This is a genomic window from Dawidia cretensis (assembly GCF_018598175.1).
Lineage (GTDB): Bacteria > Bacteroidota > Bacteroidia > Cytophagales > Cyclobacteriaceae > Ohtaekwangia > Ohtaekwangia cretensis.
The window spans coordinates 51,848-75,768 of the sequence record NZ_JAHESE010000013.1 but is presented as its reverse complement, the minus strand read 5'-3'; the positions used below and the strand labels follow the sequence as shown (position 1 = coordinate 75,768).

The 23,921-nt window shown below is 52.5% G+C and carries 18 protein-coding genes; 14 read left to right on the top strand and 4 right to left on the bottom strand.

The features are described from left to right. The first annotated feature begins 11 nt into the window (after positions 1-11). Genes cheB through KK062_RS14410 form a run of 5 tightly spaced genes read left to right on the top strand, consistent with a single transcriptional unit; the run spans position 12 to position 6,050 of the window. Positions 12-1,049: a chemotaxis-specific protein-glutamate methyltransferase CheB gene (gene cheB, locus KK062_RS14430; RefSeq protein ID WP_254085016.1), complete on the top strand. Its 1,038-nt coding sequence runs from the start codon at positions 12-14 to the stop codon at positions 1,047-1,049. A 14-nt stretch (positions 1,050-1,063) separates the two neighbouring features. After that, positions 1,064-2,809 carry a chemotaxis protein CheA gene (locus KK062_RS14425; RefSeq protein WP_254085015.1) on the top strand — a complete coding sequence of 582 codons (1,746 nt, stop codon included), beginning with the start codon at positions 1,064-1,066 and terminating at the stop codon, positions 2,807-2,809. A gap of 9 nt (positions 2,810-2,818) precedes the next feature. Beyond that, a complete protein-coding gene (locus KK062_RS14420) occupies positions 2,819-3,418 on the top strand; it encodes a hypothetical protein (protein ID WP_254085014.1) in 600 nt (199 codons plus the stop codon). Between the two features lie 32 nt (positions 3,419-3,450). Next, positions 3,451-5,220 (top strand): GAF and PAS domain-containing protein, encoded by a 1,770-nt coding sequence (locus KK062_RS14415; protein ID WP_254085013.1) that lies wholly within the window; start codon positions 3,451-3,453, stop codon positions 5,218-5,220. Positions 5,221-5,231: 11 nt separating this feature from the next. Continuing rightward, positions 5,232-6,050, top strand: a complete 819-nt coding sequence (locus KK062_RS14410) for a CheR family methyltransferase (RefSeq protein WP_254085012.1) — start codon at positions 5,232-5,234, stop codon at positions 6,048-6,050. A gap of 93 nt (positions 6,051-6,143) precedes the next feature. On the opposite strand, the gene bamG is transcribed toward KK062_RS14410, so the two are convergent. Further along, a complete protein-coding gene (gene bamG, locus KK062_RS14405) occupies positions 6,144-7,397 on the bottom strand; it encodes a BamG family beta-barrel-assembly machinery protein (RefSeq protein WP_254085011.1) in 1,254 nt (417 codons plus the stop codon). Positions 7,398-7,651: 254 nt separating this feature from the next. Between bamG and KK062_RS14400 the strand changes: the two genes are divergently transcribed. From KK062_RS14400 to KK062_RS14380, 5 genes are all read left to right on the top strand, one after another. Further along, entirely contained in the window at positions 7,652-8,923 is a 1,272-nt protein-coding gene (locus tag KK062_RS14400; protein ID WP_254085010.1) for a DUF4270 family protein, read from the top strand. Between the two features lie 4 nt (positions 8,924-8,927). Beyond that, on the top strand, positions 8,928-9,974 hold the full coding sequence (locus KK062_RS14395; RefSeq protein WP_254085009.1) for a Kelch repeat-containing protein: 1,047 nt from the start codon (positions 8,928-8,930) through the stop codon (positions 9,972-9,974). 91 nt (positions 9,975-10,065) lie between these two features. Further along, complete coding sequence (locus KK062_RS30945) at positions 10,066-11,250, top strand: sensor histidine kinase (RefSeq protein WP_254085008.1); 1,185 nt, start codon at positions 10,066-10,068, stop codon at positions 11,248-11,250. Then, positions 11,225-11,944, top strand: coding sequence for a LytR/AlgR family response regulator transcription factor (locus tag KK062_RS14385; protein ID WP_317195781.1), 720 nt, complete (start codon positions 11,225-11,227; stop codon positions 11,942-11,944). Before KK062_RS30945 ends, KK062_RS14385 begins: the two co-directional genes overlap by 26 nt. Positions 11,945-12,098: 154 nt before the next feature. Then, positions 12,099-13,352 (top strand): DEAD/DEAH box helicase, encoded by a 1,254-nt coding sequence (locus KK062_RS14380; RefSeq protein ID WP_254085082.1) that lies wholly within the window; start codon positions 12,099-12,101, stop codon positions 13,350-13,352. 173 nt (positions 13,353-13,525) lie between these two features. Here KK062_RS14380 and KK062_RS14375 read toward each other — a convergent pair whose 3' ends face one another. Continuing rightward, positions 13,526-15,046, bottom strand: a complete 1,521-nt coding sequence (locus KK062_RS14375; protein ID WP_254085007.1) for a DUF4832 domain-containing protein — start codon at positions 15,044-15,046, stop codon at positions 13,526-13,528. A gap of 177 nt (positions 15,047-15,223) precedes the next feature. Here KK062_RS14375 and KK062_RS14370 point away from each other — a divergent pair, with 177 nt between their 5' ends. Then, complete coding sequence (locus tag KK062_RS14370) at positions 15,224-16,105, top strand: PKD domain-containing protein (protein WP_254085006.1); 882 nt, start codon at positions 15,224-15,226, stop codon at positions 16,103-16,105. A gap of 41 nt (positions 16,106-16,146) precedes the next feature. Further along, positions 16,147-17,505 (top strand): Gfo/Idh/MocA family protein, encoded by a 1,359-nt coding sequence (locus KK062_RS14365; RefSeq protein WP_254085005.1) that lies wholly within the window; start codon positions 16,147-16,149, stop codon positions 17,503-17,505. Positions 17,506-17,557: 52 nt separating this feature from the next. Here KK062_RS14365 and KK062_RS14360 read toward each other — a convergent pair whose 3' ends face one another. Continuing rightward, positions 17,558-18,421, bottom strand: a complete 864-nt coding sequence (locus KK062_RS14360) for a DMT family transporter (protein ID WP_254085004.1) — start codon at positions 18,419-18,421, stop codon at positions 17,558-17,560. Between the two features lie 113 nt (positions 18,422-18,534). Between KK062_RS14360 and KK062_RS14355 the strand changes: the two genes are divergently transcribed. After that, the gene (locus KK062_RS14355; protein WP_254085003.1) at positions 18,535-21,546 is read left to right on the top strand and encodes a SusC/RagA family TonB-linked outer membrane protein; all 3,012 of its coding nucleotides are present in this window, start codon (positions 18,535-18,537) and stop codon (positions 21,544-21,546) included. Between the two features lie 12 nt (positions 21,547-21,558). Next, on the top strand, positions 21,559-23,016 hold the full coding sequence (locus KK062_RS14350) for a RagB/SusD family nutrient uptake outer membrane protein (RefSeq protein WP_254085002.1): 1,458 nt from the start codon (positions 21,559-21,561) through the stop codon (positions 23,014-23,016). Positions 23,017-23,088: 72 nt separating this feature from the next. Here the strand turns inward: KK062_RS14350 and agaR are convergent, their stop codons facing one another. Further along, entirely contained in the window at positions 23,089-23,868 is a 780-nt protein-coding gene (gene agaR / locus KK062_RS14345; RefSeq protein WP_254085001.1) for a transcriptional repressor AgaR, read from the bottom strand. Positions 23,869-23,921 lie beyond the last annotated feature (53 nt).

Here is a 23,921-nt window from a genome sequence, read left to right as displayed (position 1 = left end):
AATCGACTCTCATGGCAAACAAGATCAGGACGTTGCTGATTGACGACTCGCCGTTCATGCGCAAAGTGATCGGCGACATTATTACCGCGGATGCTGAGCTCGACCTGGTGGGCACTGCTGCCAATGGCCGCGAAGGCAGCGCATTGGCAATCAGTCTGAAGCCCGACGTGGTCGTGACCGATATGGTCATGCCCGAATACGACGGCACGTACCTGGTGCGGTCTGTGATGGACCAGCGCCCGGTGCCGATCATTTTGCTCAGCTCGCTCGATAAGACCAACGCACGAATCTTTGACGCCCTGCAGTCGGGGGCATTTGATTTTATAGACAAGCCGGTTGATCTCGATGCCAACAGCATTCGCGACTACCGGCTGCGCGCGCTGATCAAAGAAGCCGCGCGTGCCGACATCAGCGTGCTGAAGTCAAAGACCATTCGCAAGACCAACACGGGAGCGCACACCTTTGACGCTACGCTGAACTACTCCATCATTGCCATTGGCGCTTCTACGGGAGGGCCCAGCGCGGTGGAGAGTATCATTTTTAACCTGCCTGCCAACCTGCAGATACCGGTGGTGATCGGGCAGCATATGCCGGCGCGTTTCCTGGAATCGTTTGCCGAGCGTCTTAACGCCCACCATCATTTGCCGGTCACAGTGGCGCGTGCGGGTGATACGTTGCAGGGTGGCAGGATCTATATTGTCAACGGCGAGCATAACACGGGGTTGACCCGTATTCCGGCTGAAAACCGGGTGGCATTCGCGGCGGTACAACGAAAGTTTACTGACTTCAACAATCCTTCCATTAACTGTTTGTTTGCCTCGGTGGCAGAGGTATACGGCGCCAAAAGCATCGGCGTCATTCTGACCGGCATGGGCAAGGATGGCGCGGATGGGTTGTTGCGGATGAAATTAAGCGGTGGGTTTACCATCGCCCAGGATGAAGACTCGTGTGCGGTGTACGGCATGCCGAAGGCAGCTGTCGAATTTGGCGCCGTGCGACAGACGGTGCGGCTGCGCGAGATCCCGGGCTTCATTGTTAGTTGCTTATAACCCCAGAACGAAGCATGAAAAAAGATCAGGAGTACAAAGAGATCTTCCTGGCGGAGTCGCTGGAAAACTTTGAAGAAATAAACCGGTTGCTGACGGTGCTGGAAAAACAACCGTCGGAAAAGAATACGCTGCATGCGTTGTTCCGCATCACCCATACGCTGAAAGGCAACGCCGCGGGCATGGGCTTTACGGCCATTGCCGAGCTGGCGCACGTGCTGGAAGACCTCTTTGGCGAGGTACGTGACGGTAACATTGTCATGGACCGCCAGGTATTCGAGCCGGTTTTTAGGGGCGTAGACGTGCTGGGAGCGCTCATCAATGCCGTGCGTGACAATGCCGACGTGAAATATAAAGGGATCAAGACCAAACTGGAGGTCATCATCCGCACCAAAGGCGTCGTCAAGTCGGAAGAAGGCCGCGCGGCTGTTGGCGAGGCGGCACCGGAAGTGATGGCCGATACCGAAGCAACGCCAGCGGTAGACGAGCGGGAGGCAGACGAGACGGAAGAAACCAGGATAGCGTTTTCCGACCTGGTGCAGGTGCCGGTGCGCAAGCTGGACAACCTGCTGAACCTGGTGGGTGAGCTGATCATTGAAAAAGACCGGATCCTGGCACAGGCGGCAAGCCACCCACGCGGGACGAACGAATATGCGCGGCTAAGCCGCATCAGCGCTGACTTGCAATACTCGGTCATGGATGTACGCATGGTGCAGGTTGGGTTTCTGTTTAATAAATTTCACCGCGTGGTGCGGGATGCCGCCGTGGTAGAGAATAAAAATGTAACGTTGAAGCTGGAAGGCACGGATACGGAAATAGACCGTAATGTATTACAGGTAATTAGCGACTCCCTCATTCACTTGATTCGCAACGCGATTGGCCACGGTGTGGAAAGTGCTGAAGAGCGCAAGCGCCTGGGCAAGCCCTCGGCCGGTGTTATTACGCTGCGCGCGATGGGCGAAACGGATTCCGTGGTGATTGAGATTACCGATGATGGCAAGGGATTGGATTATGAGAAGATCAAATGCAAGGCGTTGTCCAAAGGCCTGATCACGCAGGATGAAGCAGACCGGATGCCGGTGGATGAGCTCGGACTGTTGATCTTTGAGCCTGGCTTCTCGACGGCCGACCAGGTGACGGCTATTTCGGGCCGCGGGGTGGGAATGGACGTGGTGAAAAAAACACTCGACTCGATCGGCGCCATGATCAAAGTGGACTCCCGGCCGGGGGCGGGCACAACGGTTCGGCTGACACTGCCGGCGTCGATGGCCGTGAAGTCGTGTCTGCTGTTTGAAATGCAGAAGGACGTATATGCTATACCGTTGTCGTTTACCGAGGCGGTGATCAGCGTGTACAAGGCAAATATTCACAAGGCGGCTGGCGGGCTGATTGCTAACCACCTGGGTAAGAACATCGCGGTTGTCTTTTTGAAAGACGTATTTGACCAGGACCTGGAAAAACACATCGGCACGAATTTGTTACAAAAAACATTCGACGAGATCCATCCCGAGGCAAAACTTGAAATTGTCGTGGTTACATTTAACAACCGTACCGTTGGTTTTGTGGTGGACAAATTGCTGCAACAGAAGGAGATTGTCGAAAAGCCGCTGATGAAACCAGTGGACCGGGTGAAGTTTATTGGCGGGGTGACGATCCTGGGCAGCGGTAACGTTTGCCTGGTGCTCAACATCCCGTTCATTTTACAATTTATTTTTGGCCTTTACGTTCAGGGAAGGTCGGCAAAAGGTATAACTTTAAATTAACGATCGTTTATGAACGCCACGAAAAGCCGCGAAAACTATATTTTACATGTCATGAACAAAGGGTTCGAGCGCGCCGCGCAGTCGTTCTCGCAATTCATCGAGGTGCCGATAACCATGACAAACACGCAGTTTGTGCTGGTGCGTAACGACGATAACTTTACGTTTGTGTCGGAGGAGAAGGGTAATGTATATGTACTGATCACGCAGATCATCGGCGAGTTTGCGGGCAAAAGCTACCTGATCTTTAACCAGGAGGAGTGCGAGGGTGTGTTTCAGGCCGTGAGCAAAAATAAGCCGGGGCTGAGCGATTCGTTGAAAGAGCCGCTGTTGCTCGAGATCGACAATATCATTTCCGCCTCGGTCATTGCCGAGCTGGCCGAATCGCTGACAGCAGAAGTATATGGCGATGTGCCTTCCCTGCAAATTCTGCCGGCATCGGCGCTTCAGGACATCATGAGCAAAAATGTGGATCACGAACACCCTTCGAGCGTGATCTTTACCAGGACTACATTTTGTTTCGACGGTCATCAACATATAACCCCCCAATTTATCTGGAAGATCAGCACACAGGTGTTTGACATGATACCCGTGGACAAGCTGAGCGTCTAGCAGAAAAAAATGTCTATATGATAATCGGTGCTATGAAAAAAAGAATCGTTTCGCTGGCCATTATTTTTACGGTATTAATGGCAACCCTGATCGGGATGTCTTTTCTTTCTTTTACCGGTAAGGGCACGGTCGAGCTGACCCTGGCCGTTGCCGCCACCGTGGTCATGGCGTCGATGCTGGGCGCTTGGCTGTCGTATGTATCGAAGCTCGTAGCCCGGTCGTCGGATGCGCTGAATAAAAAAGATCAACGCATTTCTCCCTGGTCGTTTGATAACATCGATACCCTGGAACGCGACCAGGAGGCCATCAAAAAGAAGTTTGCCCTGTCAGCTCAATACATTTCCAAACTGGGCCAGCCCGAATCGCTGGATACTATCGACGAAATGCTGCGCAATGATACGATCGGCGAAGCCCTGCTGCGGATCAGGAGCGACATGCACAACCTGCGCGGGGAGGAGAATAAACGCAACTGGATCACACAGGGATTGGCCATGTTTAGCGAGATTCTGCGCAACAAAGCCGAGATTGACGAATATGCCTACCAGATTATCAGCAACCTGGTGCGATACATTGACGCCAACCAGGCGGCGATGTTTATTGAATACGACGATGACGACGGACGCTACCTCGAAATGGCCGCGTGTTATGCCTATGACAAACGCAAGTACCTGGACAAAAAAATCCGCCTGGGCCAGGGTATATTGGGGCAGGTGATGTACGAGAAGGAGTTTTTATTCCTGAAAGATGTTCCGCCCAACTATACCCAAATCACTTCCGGGCTGGGCGCCGCCACGCCGCGTAACCTCGTGGTTGTGCCGCTTATGCTGAACGAGAAATTTTATGGCGCCATCGAGCTGGCACTTTTCCGTGTTTTAGAGCCGCACCAGATCGAGTTCCTGAAGAAGGTGTCGGAGAACATTGCGTCGGAAATCTCGTCTATCAAGACCTTTCGCCATACGCAAAAGCTACTGGACGAGTCCAAGACATTGACAAACGAGCTCCAGCAGCGCGAGGAAGAGATGCAACAGAACATCGAGGAAATGGCCGCCATTCAGGAGCAGATGAACCGGAAACAGGCCGAGCTGGATAGTTACCTGTCGGCGATCAACAATACCATTGCTTCGGCGGAGTTTGACCTGCTGGGTAATTTTGTGTCGGCCAACGATATCTTTCTGAAAGTAACAGGCTACAGCACGTCCGACCTGGCCGGCCAGCAATACAACAAGATCATGAAAGACGACCCCTCGGTGCGTATGATGTGGGACAACCTGCGCGAGGGTAAGTTCTTTAGCGGCGAGTTTCGCCTGCGCGACAAAGGCAGCAAAGAGCTGTGGCTGTCGGGTACCTTTAACCCGATCGTAACAGGCAATGGCCGTCCCGATAAGATCATGATGTTTGCGCAGTTTACCACGCAGGAAAAGGAAAAGATCAACGATATGGGCGTGATGGTCAACGCCCTCAAGTCCACGTTGCCGGTGGTGGAGTTTAACGAAGCCTTTACGTGTAAGACGGCAAACGACAAGTTCATGAAGCTCTTTGGTGTAACGCGCATGAACCTGAAGACCAAAACGCTGCACGATTTCCTGGCGCCGCATTACGTCCCGATGTTTGATCACATCCGGACGGAGATTGTCGGGAAGGATTTCTCCTCGATCCTGTTACCGATGGTACGCGATGGACAGGTAACGACGTTCGAAGTGTCGGTAACGGTGGCACAGAACTCCGACGGCACGATCGCCCGATTGATCATGATCTTGGTAAAAGAAGTACAGGAAAAGGTGCCGGTAATGGCCGCCAGTTAGTAATACGAAGTATGACGGACGCCGTTGATGTTACCGACGAAGAAGTGAAATCGATCACCCAAAGTATCTTAATCCGGTACGGTATTGATTTTACCTGTTACGAGCCCAAGTCGTTACGCCGGCGGATTATACGCATTCTGAGCATACACAACCTCACGTCGGTGCACGCCCTGTGGATCAGGTTTCTGCGCGATCCCACGTTTATCTATACCTTTATGAACGGCGTGAGCGTGGGCATGACCTCTATGTTCCGGGACCCTGTGCTGTGGCGCAGCATGCGCAGCCAATTGCAGAACCGGTATGGTAACCGTGATACTATCTCCATCTGGCACGCCGGCTGTTCAACAGGGGAAGAAGTATACAGCATGGGAATTTTGCTGAAGGAAATAGCACGGAAGGCGACCGCCCTGGCCACGGATATTAACCAGGATGCTATCGAGACGGCGAAGTCCGGTACGTACCACAAGATTCGCATGGTAGAGAACGAGAACAACTACAAGGAGTATAATCCGTATGGTGATTTCGAGCGTTACTACCAGAGGGCCGAAAAAGAGGTGACGATGGATCATGGCCTGATCAACCACGTGTCGTTCAACTACCACAATCTCATCACGGACCCGATGGCGCAGACGCACGACATCATTCTCTGTCGTAACGTGATGATCTATTTCGACAACGCCGCGAAGGCGAAGTTGCTTGCCAAGTTTTATGATTCACTCAATCCCGGCGGGCTTTTTATTGTTGGCTTTTATGATGCGCCGATCCAGATGGTGGACGAAGACCGGTTCGATCTGATTGATCCGGCTGCGAAGATTTTCGTGAAGAAGTAGCACACCGTTGTTGCGTGGTAAAAGTGGGCGCAGCACTGGATGGGCTCCGCTCGCGGTAGCTACGCCGTTTTACCAGAAAATCCTGCCTGCCGGTTAGTCAAATTTCCTTTTTATCCCCCACATATCACGAATAACTAAGTCGATCATAAACTTTTGTGATCGCTGTAGCACCAGGCTGCGGTCGGTGGTGCCGAGTTTGTCGTAGTTGTAGGTGAGGTTCACGGCGGAGCGGCCATCAAATACAGGCAGTGATATACCGCCGGACAGGCCCCATGCGGGCAATGTTCTGCCGGAGAGCTTTAACGCATAGTCTTGTACGTAGAAACCTGCGCGGAGCGAGGCCAGACCGAGATAGCTTTCGGCGTTGGGGTTGCCGTGGTAAATATACCCGGCGGAGAAGCGCCAGGTGTCCTGGAAGACGAGGTCTTGTTGGTCGTATTTGGCTTTGCTCCAATTTTCAAAGATGAGGTCGGTGGCGAGGGTGGATCGTTTGGAGCGCAGGGAGAGGCCTCCGCCGATGCTGGCGGGTAGGGTATAGGTGAGGCGGTCGCCTTTGCCGCTGTCGAGCGTGTCGGCGGCAGCATCGTACAGTGCTCCTTCCTGTTTGCCGTGCAGCGTCATGCCGTCGTCGGCCACCACGCCGATGATGAGCGAACGTTTCTTAAAGTTTATTTTATACTGCAGGCCAAAGTCAAGGTCCAGCTTGCGGGCGACAATCTGGTTGGAATAGGTCAGCGCGCTGGACTCGCCGTTGGGCGCGATCGTTTCGGTTTTAGTGATGCTACCGAAGAGATAGGCCAGGTGAAATCCAGCCGACAGATTGGGCGTGATATTGAAGCCGTTGCCCAGGTATAATTGGTTGATGTTGCCGGAGCCTTCATACGTATAGTCTACGTTGGCGGCGGCGCCCAGTTGCCGGTTGGTGGAAATTTTATACCCTACATTGCTATAGGGCGTTAAGCCCGCCGTGGCCGCCCACCACTTGGAGAATTTGAACCAGTAGTTCAGGTTGGTGATGCTGCCGGTGCTTTTGGATTCGGTCAGATTTGTTGTTTGATAGCGATTGGACTCTATATAAAGGCCCATTTCGTATATGTGGCTGACGGGCGATACGATGGATGCGTAGGACGCGGGGTTTGCAGGATTCAGGCTGTAATCGTCCTGAACACCGATGCCCGTGCCGCCGATACTGCGGTTGAGAGTGGCAGTCCGGCGATTGATCATGCCCAGGCCATATACAGAGTACGGTGAGCTGTATACTTGTTGGGCCTGCGCCGTCCAGGTGCCGGTAGTGAGCAGCAGTGCGATGAGCAGGAGGGATTTTGTCTTCTTCTCAGGTTCCATCATGCGACAAACTACGGGTGCTGCCCACCACCACACAAGAAATTGCGACCACCCCGGAGAATTAAACTACGAGAGCAGACATTGTCTGGATTTTTTCGTCGCACGTATATATTCTGCTAAAAGGGTCTGACATGGCACATTATTCGGCACATCCCTGAATCCCTAAACCTGGTAGACACATTCGCCCGCCTTATCTACTCCTTTTCACCAAGCCACCGGGACACTGTTCTTTTGTCTCAGGATTGTGAGACTGAACCATGCGGAAATTGACATTTGGCATATTATTGATCGTCGCAGCATCCTGCGGCGTCGACTCCACGGAAACGGGCACAAGCTTTTTTAACGAAGGGGTGTTGGATTATTCCTACTCGGATACCTCGTCCGTTAAGCTCGCGACCGTGTGTTATGATAAACTTGCTACGGACGACGCGGCCCGCCTGCTGATCGGCAGTCACGCCGACGAACGCCTCGGGCGCCTGACGTCGGCAGCGTATTTTCAAGTCATGCCCAGCGGCGCGGTAACGTTGAAAGACGACGACGTGACGTTTGACTACCTGGCACTCTCCCTACATTACGACGGCTACAGCTACTATGATACCACCCAGGAAATGACATTGCGCGTGCACCGCGTCACGGAGGAGATTGCGGTGAACGACGACGGCTACCTGTATAATAACGACAGCTTTACGATTGAAGAGGAGCCGCTCGGCGTGATCACATTCAAGCCACGCCCGCATAACAGTGACTCGCTGGAAATCCGTATGCCCGACGCGTTGGGGCAGGAGATTTTTGCCATGGCCAAGGCGGAAGATGTAGACGTGAGCTCGCCGGAGGACTTTCTCAAGTATTTTCGCGGCCTGGCGTTGTTGCCGGACTCCACCCTGTCGGCGTCGCTTATTGGGTTTAACACGACACCTGAATTGCGTCTATACTATAATGACCGCAGTGTAACGCCCGTCAAGCAACGCTATGTCAACTTTGCCGCCAGCGGCGTGCGCTCGGTGAAAGTTACGAAAGACCGGGGCACCAGCGCGCTGGCGGGTCTTACCGATACATATAGCAACTTAAGTTCCGTGGAGACCGATGACGTCTCGTTTATCCAGGCGGGTGGCGGGCTGGCGTTGCGGGTAGAGATTCCCTACCTGCGCGAGCTGAAACAGGTAGAGAACTTCTATGTCGTGCAGGCGACACTCGAACTATACGCGGTGCGTCGTTCAGGCGGTGATTACACAGCATTGCCGTCACAACTGAAAGTATATCCGGTAGACCGCGACAACATTGTCATTGGGCAGTTTGAGATCGGCGCTGTCCTGATCGAAGACCTGGACCTGGGTCGCGACAATCGTTATGTGCTGGACGTCACCAGCTTTGTGAAGCAACAAATGGAAACTGTGGAGCTCAACAACAATGCACTGCTGTTTACGCTTACCGATAATTTTCCGGTGTCGGCCAATCGCTTATACGCAGCGGCGGCCAGTGGGGATTACGACACCCGTGTGCGAATTTATTACGCTACTTTAAATAACTAAACTGATGAAACACCTGCAACGGATCGCGCGGCTCTTTGTGCTCGCGGGCATCATGGTCATGGCGGCTTGCTCTTCCTCTGACGACGACGATACGACTTTTGGCGACTGGATCAAGTCTACACCTTTTAAAGGCGTAAAACGTTCGGGCGCCTTTACGTTCACGATTGGTACAACGGCCTATGTAGGCCTGGGATACGACGGTAAAGATTATTTGTCGGATGTCTATAAGTTCGATGTTACCAAAGGCTATTGGGAAGTTGTCACCCAGTTCCCCGGCGCGCTGCGCGAGCGTTGCGTGTCCTTTAGCATCAACGGCATTGGTTACGTAGGCCTGGGGTATAACCGCGACGATGCGGAAGATGGATGGGATGATTTCTGGCAATACGATCCCGCGACCGAGCAGTGGACGCAGCTGGCAAACTTTGGCGGCGGGTTGCGCTACAACGCGGTGTCGTTCGCCATTGGTTCGAAAGGATATGTAGGAACGGGGTCCGACGGCGACAATACCTTTAGCGATTTCTGGGAATTTACACCGGGTGCGGTACCGGAAGAAGGTGAATGGAAAGAGGTGGTCAGCTACCCCGGTGAAAAGATGGAGTCGGGATTGGCCTTTGTCTTAAACAACAAAGCGTATATCGGCACGGGACGGGACAATGGCATCTTCAGCACCGGCTTCTGGGAGTTTGCGCCCGGCACCGACGGTGGCACGCCGACGTGGACGAAGCGGACGCCGGACACGGACGAGTCGGACTATGATGAATTTCAAAGTGCCATGTCGCGGTACGATGCCGTGGCGTTGACGCTGGGCAATAAGGCTTACCTTGTTGGAGGCGTGGCATCGAGCGGGGCGACGGACAAGGCGGTGTATGAATTCGATGCTACCACCTTAAACTGGGACAATCTTACCTCGCTGGAAGGTTCTGCACGCAGCCTGGCAGTTGGCTACGTACTCGATAGTCGTCTGTTTGTCGGCACGGGCCTGAACGGCTCCAGCCGCTTCGACGACGTGTGGGAGTTCTTCCCGCAGAAAGAGTATGACGAAGAGTATTAGATTAATGGGGGAACAACAGTGATGGCCCCTGCTTTCGGGTGGGGGCCGTTGCTGTTTGAAGTGCCTTAAAAAAGACCGATATTTAAACTTCGTGAACAAAAAGCTCATCAACAAGATCCTCGTGGTGGCGTTGCACGTCTTTGGATGGGCGTTGCTGTTCATGTTGCCGTATCGCATGCTCATACGGCGCGCGCAGGATCGGGGCATGACCAATCACGTGTTCGAAGACGGTCACGTCATGCCGGCGCCGCACATGGGCGAAGGCGTTCCCGAGTTGCACATTACCACGCCCAGTAATATCCCAACGGGCCCCTTTCATACACAAACGATCGCCGTCGACCCGATGTGGTTTCAGGTAGAAGCCATCACGACGAACGTCCTGCTCGCCATTTTCTTCTATACCAACATGTTTGTGCTGGTGCCCAGGGTGCTGACACGACGCGGTTGGCCGGCGTATATGCTGTGCGTGCTACTGGCATTTTCGATCTATATCGCCGTGGGATATATGATTCGGCTCAACATCATGCCGGAAGGTATATTTGTGCGCCGGTTTGGCCCGCCGTTGTTTATGGGGATGCCCAATTTCCTAATGGTATTTGGCCTTAGCCTCGCCCTGCGCATCATGCAGGACCGATCGGATTTCGAAACCGGCCGCAAAGAGCAGGAGAACGAGAAACTGAAGTCGGAGCTTTCGTTTCTGCGCTCGCAGGTGAGCCCCCACTTCATGTTTAACGTGCTGAACAGCCTGGCATCGCTGGCGCGGAAGAAGTCGGACCGGGTGGAAGACGCGATCATTCAGCTGTCGCAACTGATGCGGTATAGCTTGTACCACACCGATAAAAAGGTGACGCTGGAGCAAGAGGCCGAGTATCTCAGCAATTATATAGAGCTGCAGAAGCTGCGGTTTGGCGCATCGGTCGAGATGCGTTTCCACGTGGACATCGTGCAACGCGATGTGGTAATCGAACCGATGCTGCTGGTGCCCTTTGTGGAAAATGCGTTTAAACATGGCGTGGGGTTGATGGCCGACCCCGTCATTATCATCATGCTCAAGGCCAACGGCGACAGCATACACTTTGCCGTGCGGAATAAGTTTAATGCATCGCCTTCGGAGATCAAGGATGCCAGCTCGGGCATCGGCCTGCAGAATGTAAAGCGCCGGTTGGATCTTTTGTACAAAGATCATTATACCCTGAATATTTACGCAACAAAGGAAAACTGGTTTATTACAGAACTAACCATCAGTCACCATGATGACCTGCCTGGCAATCGATGATGAACCCCTGGCGTTGGACCTGCTGGAGGACAACATCAAAAAGATCCCTTTCCTGAAGCTTTTGAAAAAGTGCTCAAACGCACTTGAAGCCAACGAATTTTTACAGTCGCAGCCGGTAGACCTGTTGTTTCTCGACATTCAGATGCCAGGCCTGACGGGTATACAATTTTTACAGGGGCTTTCCAAAACGCCACCACTGGTGATCTTCATCACAGCGTACGAGCAGTATGCATTGGAGGGTTACTCGTTGGATGTAATCGACTATTTGTTGAAGCCGGTGTCATTCGAGCGTTTCTTAAAAGCTGTCAACAAAGCACACGATAAGTTTATGGTGAGTCGCATGCCTGCGCCACCGCCGCCTTCGGCAGCGTATATGTTTGTGAACTCGGAATATAACCTGGTGCGCATTGACTTTGCGGAGGTGGCGTATATTGAAGGGTTAAAGGATTATGTGAAGATCTACATGATGTCGGCGACACGGCCCGTGATCACGCGGATGAGCATGAAGTCGTTGGAGGATATTTTGCCGGGAGATCAGTTTGTGCGGGTGCATAAGTCTTTTATTGTGTCGATCAGTAAGATCACTTCGATTCGGAAGGGGAGGATTGCTTTATTAAAGGAGCAAATTCCGATTAGCGAGCATTATCGGGAGAATCTGTATCGGTTTATTGATCCGAAGAATTTGGGGGTTTAGCGCTGGCGCAAGATTAATTACAGGCCATCAAAGTGCCTGGGCAGTCTAAAGACTGCCATCAGAGTAGGTCCCCCGATAAGATCGGGATTATCGCAAGTCGCCCTCCCGTTGGTCGGAAGACTTGAACCAGCGCTAAATGCTGTATCTTTGCCGCATGAAGTTTGAGCAGTACCGCATTTCTGACGCCATAAAGAGCCGGCTGGCTGAGCTTGGGTTTAAACGCCCGACGGATATTCAGTTCAAGGCAATACCGCCTATTTTAAATGGTGACGATGTGCTGGCCATTGCCCAGACGGGTACCGGTAAGACGGCCGCCTTTGTTATCCCCGTGCTGCATCTACTGGTAGAGAGTAAGCATTACCGTGTTGGCAGGTACCAGGTGAAGTGTCTTGTCATGGTGCCCACGCGCGAGCTGGCGGTACAGATCGCCGAGGTGTTCCATGACATTGGTAAAAACCTGGATGTTAACATTGTCGGTATATTCGGCGGAGTAGAGCAGGAGGAGCAAATCCGGCAGTTGGAAAAGGGAGCGGATGTGCTGATCGCGACGCCGGGTCGGATGTTCGACCTGATCAACCAGCAGAAGATCGATCTGGCCACGCTGAAGACCCTGATCCTCGACGAAGCAGATCATATGTTGGATCTGGGCTTCCTGAAAGATATCCGCGATGTGCAAAAGCATATTGGTCACCGGCACCAGACGTTGTTTTTCTCGGCCACGATAGATGCTAAGATTAAAGAAACGGCCTACTCGATTGTGCGTAATCCTATTCGGATACAGATATCACCCGAAGACCCGGTTTCAAAGAATGTGAGCCACGGGGTGGCTTTTATCGAGATGGATGACAAACGCTTCTTTCTCGAGCGTTTCGTCCGCCAGCATGAAGGCAGTAAGATGCTGGTGTTTGTCCGTACCAAGGTACGGGCTGAGCGTGTGGCGGCAGCGATGCAGCGGGTGAATATCGCTACATTAACCATGCATGGGGGAAAGGAACAGGGTGATCGTCTTACGGTCATGGATGAGTTTAAGAAAGGTCAAGTAAGAATACTGATCACAACAGATGTGAACGCGCGGGGTATCGATATACCGAATGTTGATTACGTAATTAATTACGATTTGCCAGATGAGCCGGAGAACTATGTGCACCGCGTAGGCCGCACGGGACGAGGCGTGCAGAAAGGGAAGGCTATATCATTTTGTAGTACGGAGGAAAAGCCTGTGTTGGAAGAGATACAGGAATATCTGGGTAAGCCCATTGAAGAGCTGGCTATCAATAAAGCGGATTATCAGGGGATTGTAGACGCTTCCGAAGAGATACCCGCAGACACTAACTGGCGGAAGCTTATAGCCGATCATAACAAGCCCACCGAGTACGCCGGGAAGAAGCGGAAAAAGAAGAAGAAGTAGTGCGGTTCTGGCGTCAGCTAGCCCTGAAATGGCAGGATATAATAGCCCAGGCAGAAGCGGCAGCGCAGGCCTGGGAAATAGACAATATAGATGATACACAAGCCCCGAATGGCGTAACAGTTCGAGGCAGGCGCGTGTCCGATTTGTTACGCCCTTTCAGGGCTATTTCATTTTTATTCCACGGTAATGGTGTGATTCAATGAATTATATCCTGTTGCAGCCTCCCACGTCCCGTTGTTCGCCAGTCGTATACTATACTCCGGCCTTTTATTGATGGCAGTGCCAGCGTCGGGCAAGTTGAGATACAAAGCCCACGTCCCGGCACTCAAGCCACCTTCCAGACTTTCTTCAATTGTATTCGTCCCGGGGAACCAGCGGCGAACGTCGGTAGCCAGCGTACGGACAACAACTTCACCCGTAGTCGTGTTCTTTAAGATCAGCTGTACGGGACGGGCTTTGAAGGGAGAGGTGAAACCGCTGTTCTCCAGGATGAGCTTGATGGCGATCTCGTCGTCTTCCATTATGGTGGTGGAATATGTGCCGCTCGTGAGCGCGAACCGGTAGCCCAATCGCTTTTTGATATTTTCCATGCAACCGCCGGTAACCCAGTCGTTATTGACGTCGTTGTTGTAGTCCATATTAAGATAGCTGTAGTGCAGATCACTCATTTCTTTTTCGGCTTTGCCGGCGGGGGCGCAGTCGTTTTGCGGGCTGTAGCCGTCGCTGCATGTCTCGCCGCCTACGACGACATATTTGCTGTCGTCGGCAAAATACTTGCGCAGTACCGAGGTGGCACTGGTGCGCGGTGAGCTGGAATTGCCATAGTCCTCAAACGTGCCGAAGTCGGTGTCGCTGGCCAGAAAGCAGTCGTTGTGATAGCCGATGCGGGCTTTGTCGGTCTCGCTGAAGGCCTCTGTTTCGGTTAGCGGTGCTACGTTGGTAAGGGCATTGATGCCGTCGTTATGGCGTTGTTTGAATTGCGGGTAGCGCACTTGCACCATGATGTTTTTTGGGGTGGCGTCGAGCATCGCTTGTAATACTTCAATGCGGTCGGTCCAGTTTTGGTCGAGCAGTTTGCCCTGGTCGTTGCTGGAGGCGTCGCCGAAGTAGTCGCTATAATAATTCTCGCCCCAGGTGCCAAAGAAGCCGAGCTGTACGCAGGCAATGACATCGGCATTTTCCTGTAACAGGGGTTTAAGCTGACCAATGTGACCGAGTACCGTGGTTTTGGAGGCATCGCCGTACGGCGGACAGATAAAAGACTCGGGACAGTCGCCGGCAGTGGCCGTAACCGTATAGGTAAAGCGTGGGATCAGCTTGACGCCTGCCTCGCGGGCCGCGGCGAAATCGGCGCGTACCTGGGTGAGGAACGATTCTCCCAAAGGCGCGGCATTATACGTGTCGAGAATAAAATAACGAAAGACAAGTGTGCTAACAACGGAGTAGCTGGCGCCGTCGGCAGACTGTGGCGTACGATAGGTGGCGAGCTCGTCGGCATCCAGGGGAGTATAGTCGCTGGCGCGGGTGTCGGAGTAGTGATAGAAACCGCGCTCGGGGTTGGGGAAGTCGTCCTGGCTGGCGACATACGTGACGGTGGTGGGCTCATCGTCCGCGTCTTGGTCCTGAGAGCCTTTGTCATCGGAAGAGCATGCTGCGGCCAGCAGGAGGCCCAGAAAGAGCAGGTCTATTTTCATAACAGTGTTTTTTGGGTTAGGAGTGGATAATTTGGTTTTAATCTTTCTTTTCCTTGTTTACTGATCGTAAATCGAAATTAAAAACAATATTATTTCTTTTATTTGATTGTTTTAATAATTTTATAACAACAAAGAAAACCTTTTGTAAATATTGACTATCCTAACCCTAATAAACCTATGAAACTGCGATTTGTTCCGTCTTTCGCTGCGTGGAGCAGGGCTTTGTCGCTGGCCGGCCTGGTGCTTGTCGCGGGAGCTTGCGGCGATGACGACGAAGGCGCCCCGAAGTCAGACTTTATCTATGAGTCGGACGAGCGCACCGTCACCTTTATCAATTTATCAAAAGGTGCTACTGCTTACCATTGGGATTTTGGCGACGGCGAGACTTCTACCGAAGAGAACCCGGTGCATGAGTACCCAGCCTTCGGTGTTTATACAGCCTACCTGACGGCCACCGGCTCGGGTGGTGAAACGCTATCCTTGCCGGACGAAATGATCCTGGCCAAAAGCTCGGATGTTGTGATCGACGGCAATTTTGATGACTGGGCCAATATACCGGTATCGACGGAGCTGGCAGAAGGTTCTATTACCAGGGTAAAAGTAGACTACGACGGGTTAAAGCTTTATTTCTATGTAGAAGGCACAGCGGATCTGCAGGGTTTTTTTGATCTATACCTCAACGTCGACAATGATTTTAGTACGGCCTTTAATACAGGCGACTGGCAGAACGGTATTGGCGCCGAATACCTGATTGAAGGCGATTTAGCAAAGGACCATGATGCGGCGTTGTTTGGTTACGATTATAGTTCCGGCAACAACGACACTTTTGCATGGCTGGGCGCCGCAGACGTCGGATCGGGGTTCTTGTTGGCATCTGACGTGAAGGTTATCGCCAGCGGTAAAGCCATTGAGTTTTCCATGATGCGATCGACGCTCGTGGGCTTGTCTCCCAGCGGCTTTACGTACGGCATCCACGACCTGTTAAACTGGGGTTCGGTGGGCAGTGTACCGGTTGCCGGTGCCGGCAACGAAACGCAATTTGTCGATCTGACGAAATAAAGAAGTGATTATAGTATATTCAGGAAATCAGGGATTCGAGCATGAATAGTTTGTCGCGTAGAAATTTTATCAGGCAGGCGGCGATGGCGGGAGCAGGAATGACATTACTGCCGTCGGCACTGCTGTCGAAGGAGAAAGATCCGGCCAAAGTACGTTTGGGATTTATTGGTGTAGGCTTGCGGGGACAAGGACATTTAGAATTGGCATTGCACCGTGCCGACGTGGAGGTCGTAGCGATCTGCGATATTCAACAACGTATGATCGACATGAGCAAGGAGCTCATCGCGAAGTCGGGTAAGCCGATGCCGCAGATCTTCTCTGACGGACCGTATGGCTATAAAAAGCTATTGGAACGCAAAGATATCGACGCTGTCATTATCGCGACGCCGTGGGAGTGGCACACTGTAATGTGCCTGGATGCGATGAACGCCAAAAAGTACGTAGGCTGCGAAGTGATTACGGGTATGACTGTTGAAGAGTGCTGGGAATTGGTGCATACTTCCGAGCGCACGGGCATGCCGTTAATGATGCTGGAGAACGTATGTTATCGCCGGGATGTGATGGCGGTGCTCAACATGGTGCGCCAGAATGTCTTTGGAGAAGTGGTACACCTGCAGGGCGGTTATCAACACGACCTGCGCGCGGTGAAGTTTAATAATGGCAAGGACCCGTATGGTGGCGGTGTTGAGTTTGGCGAGAAGGCCTTCTCGGAAGCCTCCTGGCGTACGCAACACTCCGTCCTGCGCGACGGCGATCTATATCCTACGCACGGACTGGGCCCGGTAGCCATGATGATCGACATCAACCGCGGCAACCGCCTGACGGAGCTGGTATCGTATTCGTCAAAGGGCCGTGGACTGCATGACTATATTGTAAAGAACGCGGGCGAAAATCATCCCAATGCCAAGGTAGGATTTAAGCTCGGGGATATTGTTACCACGATGATCAAGTGCGCGCGCGGCGAGACGATCTTGCTGCAGCACGATACGAACCTGCCACGGCCGTACTCCTTAGGCTTCCGCGTGCAAGGAACAAATGGATTGTGGATGGATGTCAATAACTCCATCTATGTCGAAGGGAAAAGCAAACCGCACGAGTGGGATGATGCACAGTCGTGGCTGGATAAATACGACCACCCGCTGTGGAAGAAGTATGGTAATGATGCCTCGGGTGCGGGTCACGGCGGCATGGATTGGTTTGTCATCAATGCGTTTATCGAAGCCGTGAAACGGAAGACCAATACGCCGCAGGATGTTTACGACGCGGTGACATGGAGCGCGATCACGCCGTTGTCGGAGACATCGATACGCCTGGGCGGTGAAACGGTGGAGATCCCGGACTTTACACAGGGGCAGTGGATGTACAGGAAAAATGAGTTTGCAAGAAATGATGATTATTAACGATGGCTTTGGAGTAAGAAAGGCCGTTCCTACCTGGAGCGGCCTTTTCTTTTCATTCCGATAAAAGATAAATGGCAACCAGCGCCAGCACAATCCCAACCATAAGACTGGGCCCCGGAATCACAGCATATATAATCAACGACAAGATCACGGTCAGGATAGGCGACAACCCCGTGAGCGGCACCACAATGATCGCCTTGCCATAACGCAACGCATACACCAGCGTCAGCGCCCCAATGGAATTTAATACGTGCACCCCCCCGGCCAGGTACGGCCCCTTCCAGCCCCAATAGATCGGCTGGGTAAGGTCAGTCATGCCGATGGCGAGAGGGACGAGGACCAGCGCGCTGATGGTCATATAAAAGAAGATGCTTTCGGATTGCATGGTGGCATTGGAGAACTTCATGGCGTACGCCTGTATTCCCCACATACTAAAAACAATCAATGCCAGCCAGATCCAGCGGGTGCCCGAGGCTGTGCCGGTGGCTTGGGGTGAGTAGGAAAGAAAGAAAATGGCGACCAGGGCAATAGCGATGCCGGCCCACTGACGGGTGTTGCCGCGCTCGCGTAGCAGCAGCGTGGAAAGAAGGATCGTAACGATGGGAAATAACGAAATGAAAGGAAAAACAATATAAGCAGGGCCTTCGCGAAGGGCGAAGAAGAGGATCAGCTGGCCCCCTGCGCCCAAGAGGCCTATGAGCATGCCAAGACCCATGGATCGCACGTCGGTTTCGAGCTTCCAGCGTATGATGTAAAGTGCCACTAAAGCGCAGGGAATCATGGAGATGGCCCAGGCTACATAGCCCAGCGTGGCGGGAAAACCGGCCTTTTCCGGGATCTCGATAAAGGCGCCCCAGACGCCCCAAAAGAGGGTAGTGACGAGTGCATATCGAAACCAGGGTTGTTTTAGAATCATAAGGTTTTAAAAATGAAAATTAGGTTATTGGTAATAATAGGAAATTTTAATTTGTGTTTTTGTAATATTTCGAAAGTTTATACATTTACTTAAACTTACAAAACCCAATACCTATGCCTATTCTTTTACTTAAAAAACTTCCCTGGGGAGTGTTTTGCTTTTGCCTGCTGGCGGCGTTTGCTGCGCAGGCTCAGGTCAGGACCGTCCGGGGGACTGTCCGGTCTATTGACGACAACAGTCCCTTGCCGGGTGTCAATGTGCTGATAAAAGGTACGATAAAGGGAACGACTACGGATGCCAACGGCGCCTATTCGCTGGAGGTAGGGAATGATGCCGATGTGTTGGCCTTTTCGTTTATCGGCTACCAGTCGGAAGAGGTCGCGGTCGGGCAACAAACCGCAGTAGACATTGCGTTGACCCAATCCGTGGACGAGCTGACGGAAGTGATCGTTGTAGGTTATTCAGAAAAAACGAAGCAGGAGATCACCGGGGCGGTCGTGAATCTTTCAGCGGAACGGCTGAAGAGCGTGACCACGTCGAGCGTCGAGAGCTTGCTCCAGGGAAAAGTAGCGGGCGTGCAGGTGTCGACGTTGTCGGGTGCGCCGGGAAGCATACCACAGGTGCAGGTCCGCGGCGCATCGTCTATGGGCGCCAGCCGTGGGGCGCTGGTGGTGGTAGACGGCATTGTTGGCGGCGCGTATAACCCAAACGATGTGGAAAGTATTACGCTGCTGAAAGATGCCGGTGCAACGGCCCTCTATGGGTCGCGCGCAAACTCGGGTGTGTTGATCATAACCACTAAAAAAGGGGTATCTGAAAAGCCGGTTATCACATACAAAACCACGCTGGGTACGCGTAAGATTACCACCGGCAATTTTGAGATGATGAATACCGAAGAGCTCTATGAAACTGAGCGTGCCATGTTTCCCGGCTCAGCCCAGTTCCTGGCACTGCGCCCACGGACGCTGCTGGAGCGAGATTATGACTGGGTGGATCTTTCCTATAAGGATGCCTTTGTGCAGAACCACAATATTTCGGCCCGTGGCAAATCGGGCAAGGTAGGATACTATCTCGCGGGCGACTTCTATGACGAAGAAGGCACCTTGCTTACCACAGGTTATAAACGGTTTAACTTCCGTTCGAATCTTGATTTCGAATTGTCCAAGAAAATAAAGCTCACCACGAATCTCAACATCACCCGCGACAAGACTAATAACTCTCATTGGCGGTGGCCCTATCAGCCCTTTTTATACCTGCCGTACGATTCGCCATACGACGAGAATGGCAATATCCGCTATGTCGATGGTACCACACCAGGCTTCCTGTCGCGTGACAAAAACAATATTTTACAGAGCGCTCAGTATAACGACTATACCGGTAAAAGCTTCAGCCTGAACGGTGATGCGGTTCTGACCGCTAATGTTACGCCGTGGCTGACATTGCAATCCCGGAACCGCTTTGCCTATGCGAGCTACCGCAGCGACACATATGAAGATGTAAAGACGATTGAAGGCGCTGCCTATAATGGAGCGCTGGCATACGACATATCCGACTCGTACAGCCTCATTTCAACAAACCTCATCCGGCTGCAGCACGATTTCGGCGAGCACCACCTCGGTGGCTTCGTCGGCTTTGAAGGACAATACTCAGAATCTGAAAATGCTGCCGGTAATGGCATTGGTGTGCCGTCAGGCATTAAAGTCCCCTCGGCGGTGGGTACGCCGCAAGATATCAACGGCATGCATGCTGAAGGTCGGGCGATGTCGTATCTGGCCGAGGTCAATTATGACTATAAAGACAAATATTTTCTGACAGGCTCTTTTCGTCGCGACGGTGCTTCTGTGTTTGCGATCGATAAGCGCTGGGGATCTTTTGGCGCTGTATCGGCCTCGTGGATCATCAGCGGGGAAGACTTCTTTAGTGGCCTTAAAGATCAGGTAACGTTCGCCAAGCTCCGCGGCAGCTATGGCATCGTGGGGAACGATAACGTTCCTCCCAACAATGATGTCGGTGTATACGACTTCTCATATCAATACAACGGCGGCACGGCAGGCTATCCTGTCAATATACCCAACCCGGTTTTGGCGTGGGAACAGACCAAGACGTATGATGTCGGCCTCGAAGTGGGATTGTTTAACAGGATCAACGTGGCGATCGATGGGTATATGAAGGATACCGACCGCCTTTTGTTGTGGGTGCAGCAGCCGCCTTCGCAAGGTATTGCGCGCGTGTTGCGCAATGCTGGTCGCCTGAAGACCCGGGGTATTGAGCTTGGCATTGACGGTGATGTGGTGCGTGCGGGCGACTTTCGCTGGAATGTAGCCTTTAACATCGGCACTGCCGCCAACGAGGTGAAGGCACTGGCCGATGATGGCGTCACACAGATTTTCGTCAGCAACGACGGTGTAAAACAAGTCATACAAGTAGGGGAAGACGTCAACTCCTGGTATCTGCCCAAGTGGGTAGGCGTGAATCCGGAGAATGGTGATCCGCAGTGGCAGACTACCGAGCGCGATGCGGATGGTAACATCGTAGGCTACGGCGTTACCAACCAATACGATGTAGCGTCGCGGTCGGAGAACCTGCAGATTGTTGGTTCAGCTACACCCAAGGTGTTTGGTGGTCTCAGTACCACGCTCACGTATCAAGCGTTTACGCTCAGCGTATCGTCGTCCTATCAATACGGCAACGACGTTTACCACAGCACCCGTGAGTTTGTCGATGCCGATGGTGCCATGTTCAATTTTAATATGATGAAGCTCGACGACGGCTGGTCGCGTTGGCGGCAACCCGGCGATATTGCCACACATCCTAAACCCGTGTTTGGTGGTAATAACAACTCTAATAAAGCGTCGTCGCGTTACCTGGAGGACGGGGGTTTCTGGCGTATTCGAAACATCACCCTCAACTACAACCTGCCGACAACGCTGCTGTCAAAGCTGAAACTGTCGGGTGCCAACATCTATGTCTCGGGCGACAACCTATTTACCTTCACCAAATTCTCGGGGCTTGACCCGGAGGTGGCGGGTTATTCTGACAATGCCCGTGGCATCACGGCCGGCTTGTCGTATTTCAAGTATCCCATCAGCAAACAGTATCTCGTAGGTATTCAGATCAGCTTCTAACCCCGACACCACATGAAACTCAAACTATATTTTGCTGCCGCGCTGCTGACGCTCAGCGCCTGCGACCTGCAGGTCGATCCCTTCAACGGCGTTACCAAAGACAACCTGCCCAACGTACCCAATGCGTTGAAGTATGCCACCGACGGCGCCTACTCCCTCATGAAGGACCAGTTGGAGTATAAAGGAGCGTTCGACTTTCGCAGTACGTACGCGCGCAACCTGCACATGATGCTGGAGTACTCCAGCGATAACGTAACGTTAAGCGGCACCACCGAAGATCCGCTGTTCCTATCGGCAACCCGGCAGCACTATCCGGGGATGGAAAATGCGACGTATGTATGGTACGTAGCATATAAGATCATCAACTCGGTGAACCAGAATATCGAATCGGTCACGGAAGGTCAGGATCCTGCCAACGACTATCTGTTGGGAGAGAACTACTTCTTGCGGGCAATGGCTTATACCGACCTGCTGCGGCTTTTTGCGAAACCCTATACACACGGCACCGGTAACAACGGCGTCGTGCTGCGTCTCGCCAGTACAGACCCTGCCAAGATGCCGCGGGCCACGGTAGGCGAGTCGTATGACCAGGTGGTGGCCGACCTCGAGAAAGCTGCTGCGCTGATGGAGAGCGGCGAGCGTCGCGGCGTGGAGTATGCTTCTAAAGAAGCGGCCTGGGCGTTGCTGTCGCGTGTGTACCTGTACATGGATCAACATGATAAAGCGATTGAATATGCTACTAAGACTATTGCCTCGCCGCTGGTGGCGCTGACGCCGAAGGAAAATTACGTGGACATGTTTTGGAATACACCAAAGTATTCAGAGTCAATCTTCGTGATAAAGCATGCGTTGCAGGATGATCTGGGTGACGGATCTATTGGATCGATGTACCTGACCGACGTCAAAGGCTGGGGAGAGGTATATGTTTCAGAACCACTGCGGTTGTTGCTCGAGCAGCATCCGGACGATGTTCGGAACGCGTTGATCAGGCCGCAGTATGAAGAAGACGGTGTGACGGTCGCTGAACGCAACGGGATTCCGAAATACTTTATTACGAAGTTCTCGTACCAGGATGGTATTGTAACGCTGAGCTCGCCGCATGTAGTGCGGTTGGCAGAGATGTATTTGAACCGCGCGGAGGCGTATGCGAAGAAGGGGCAGGATCAGCTGGCATTGGATGACATCAATGTCATTCGTACGCGCGCCGGAATCGTAGCGGATGATCTGTATACCTTGGGCGACCTGCAAGGAGCTTCGACGGTGTTAGGCGCAGTGTTGCAAGAGCGGCAAATGGAACTGGCATATGAGGGCCACCGGACCGTTGATCTATTCCGGAATAAATTGCAAATGGATCGGAGTTTCCCGGGAGTGCAACCGCACGAGGTGGTGAATTGGGACGCTGCCCGGAATATATATTTTATACCGCAGGATGAGCGTTTGGCGAATCCCCTGGCGGAGCAGAATGATTAATGGATTAAGATTTGGTTGGTAGGAGTTAAGAAGTAACTGTGTTTAGGGTGCAGTTATTTCTTGCTCCACCGTTTAGACGATGATCACCTGAACACCGGCATCCTCCAACCGTTTCTTATCATCCGGTTTAATGCCATTATCCGTAATGACCTTATTGATCTGGTCGATGGAGCAGATAAAGGCAAAACTGCGGCGGGTGAATTTGCTGGAGTCGGCTAATAAAATCACTTCCTTGGAGATTTCAATCATGATCTCGTTCAGGCGTGCTTCTTCTACGTTGGGGGTATAGATGCCGTGTTTGGTGTCGAAGCCGTCGACGCCGAGGAAGGCTTTGTCGACGTTGAAGTTGCGCAGGCTCTTTTCGGCCTGGGGCCCGACGAGCGAGAGCGAGTTTTTGCGCAGGTAGCCACCGGGAATGATGACGTTGATGTTCGGGCGTGTAATCAATTGGTTGGCGATGTTCATCGCATTTGTGATCACGGTCAGGTCTTGCAGCTCGGGGAGGTTGCGTACCATTTCGGCGGTGGTGGAGCCCGAGTCGATAATGATGGTGTCGGATTCTACTACTAACTGCGAGGCTTTGCGGCCGATGCGGGATTTCTCCTGGAAGTTGATGCGGTTCTTGTCAACGACACGCTGATCGATCGCAACACCGGTTTCCATTTTGATGGCGCCGCCGCGCGCGCGGATGAGGAGATTCTTTTGTTCGAGCTGGTCCAGGTCGTTGCGGACGGTAACGCCGCTCACCTTAAAACGTTCGACCAGGTCCTCGACAAATACTTCGCCTTTATCTGAAAGGATATGAAGGATTTCCTTGCGTCGGGACACTGTGGAATCTTGGTTTCTGGACATTATGGTTTCGATTAAAAGGGTCTTTTAAACAAATAAAAGTAATAAATTAAGTA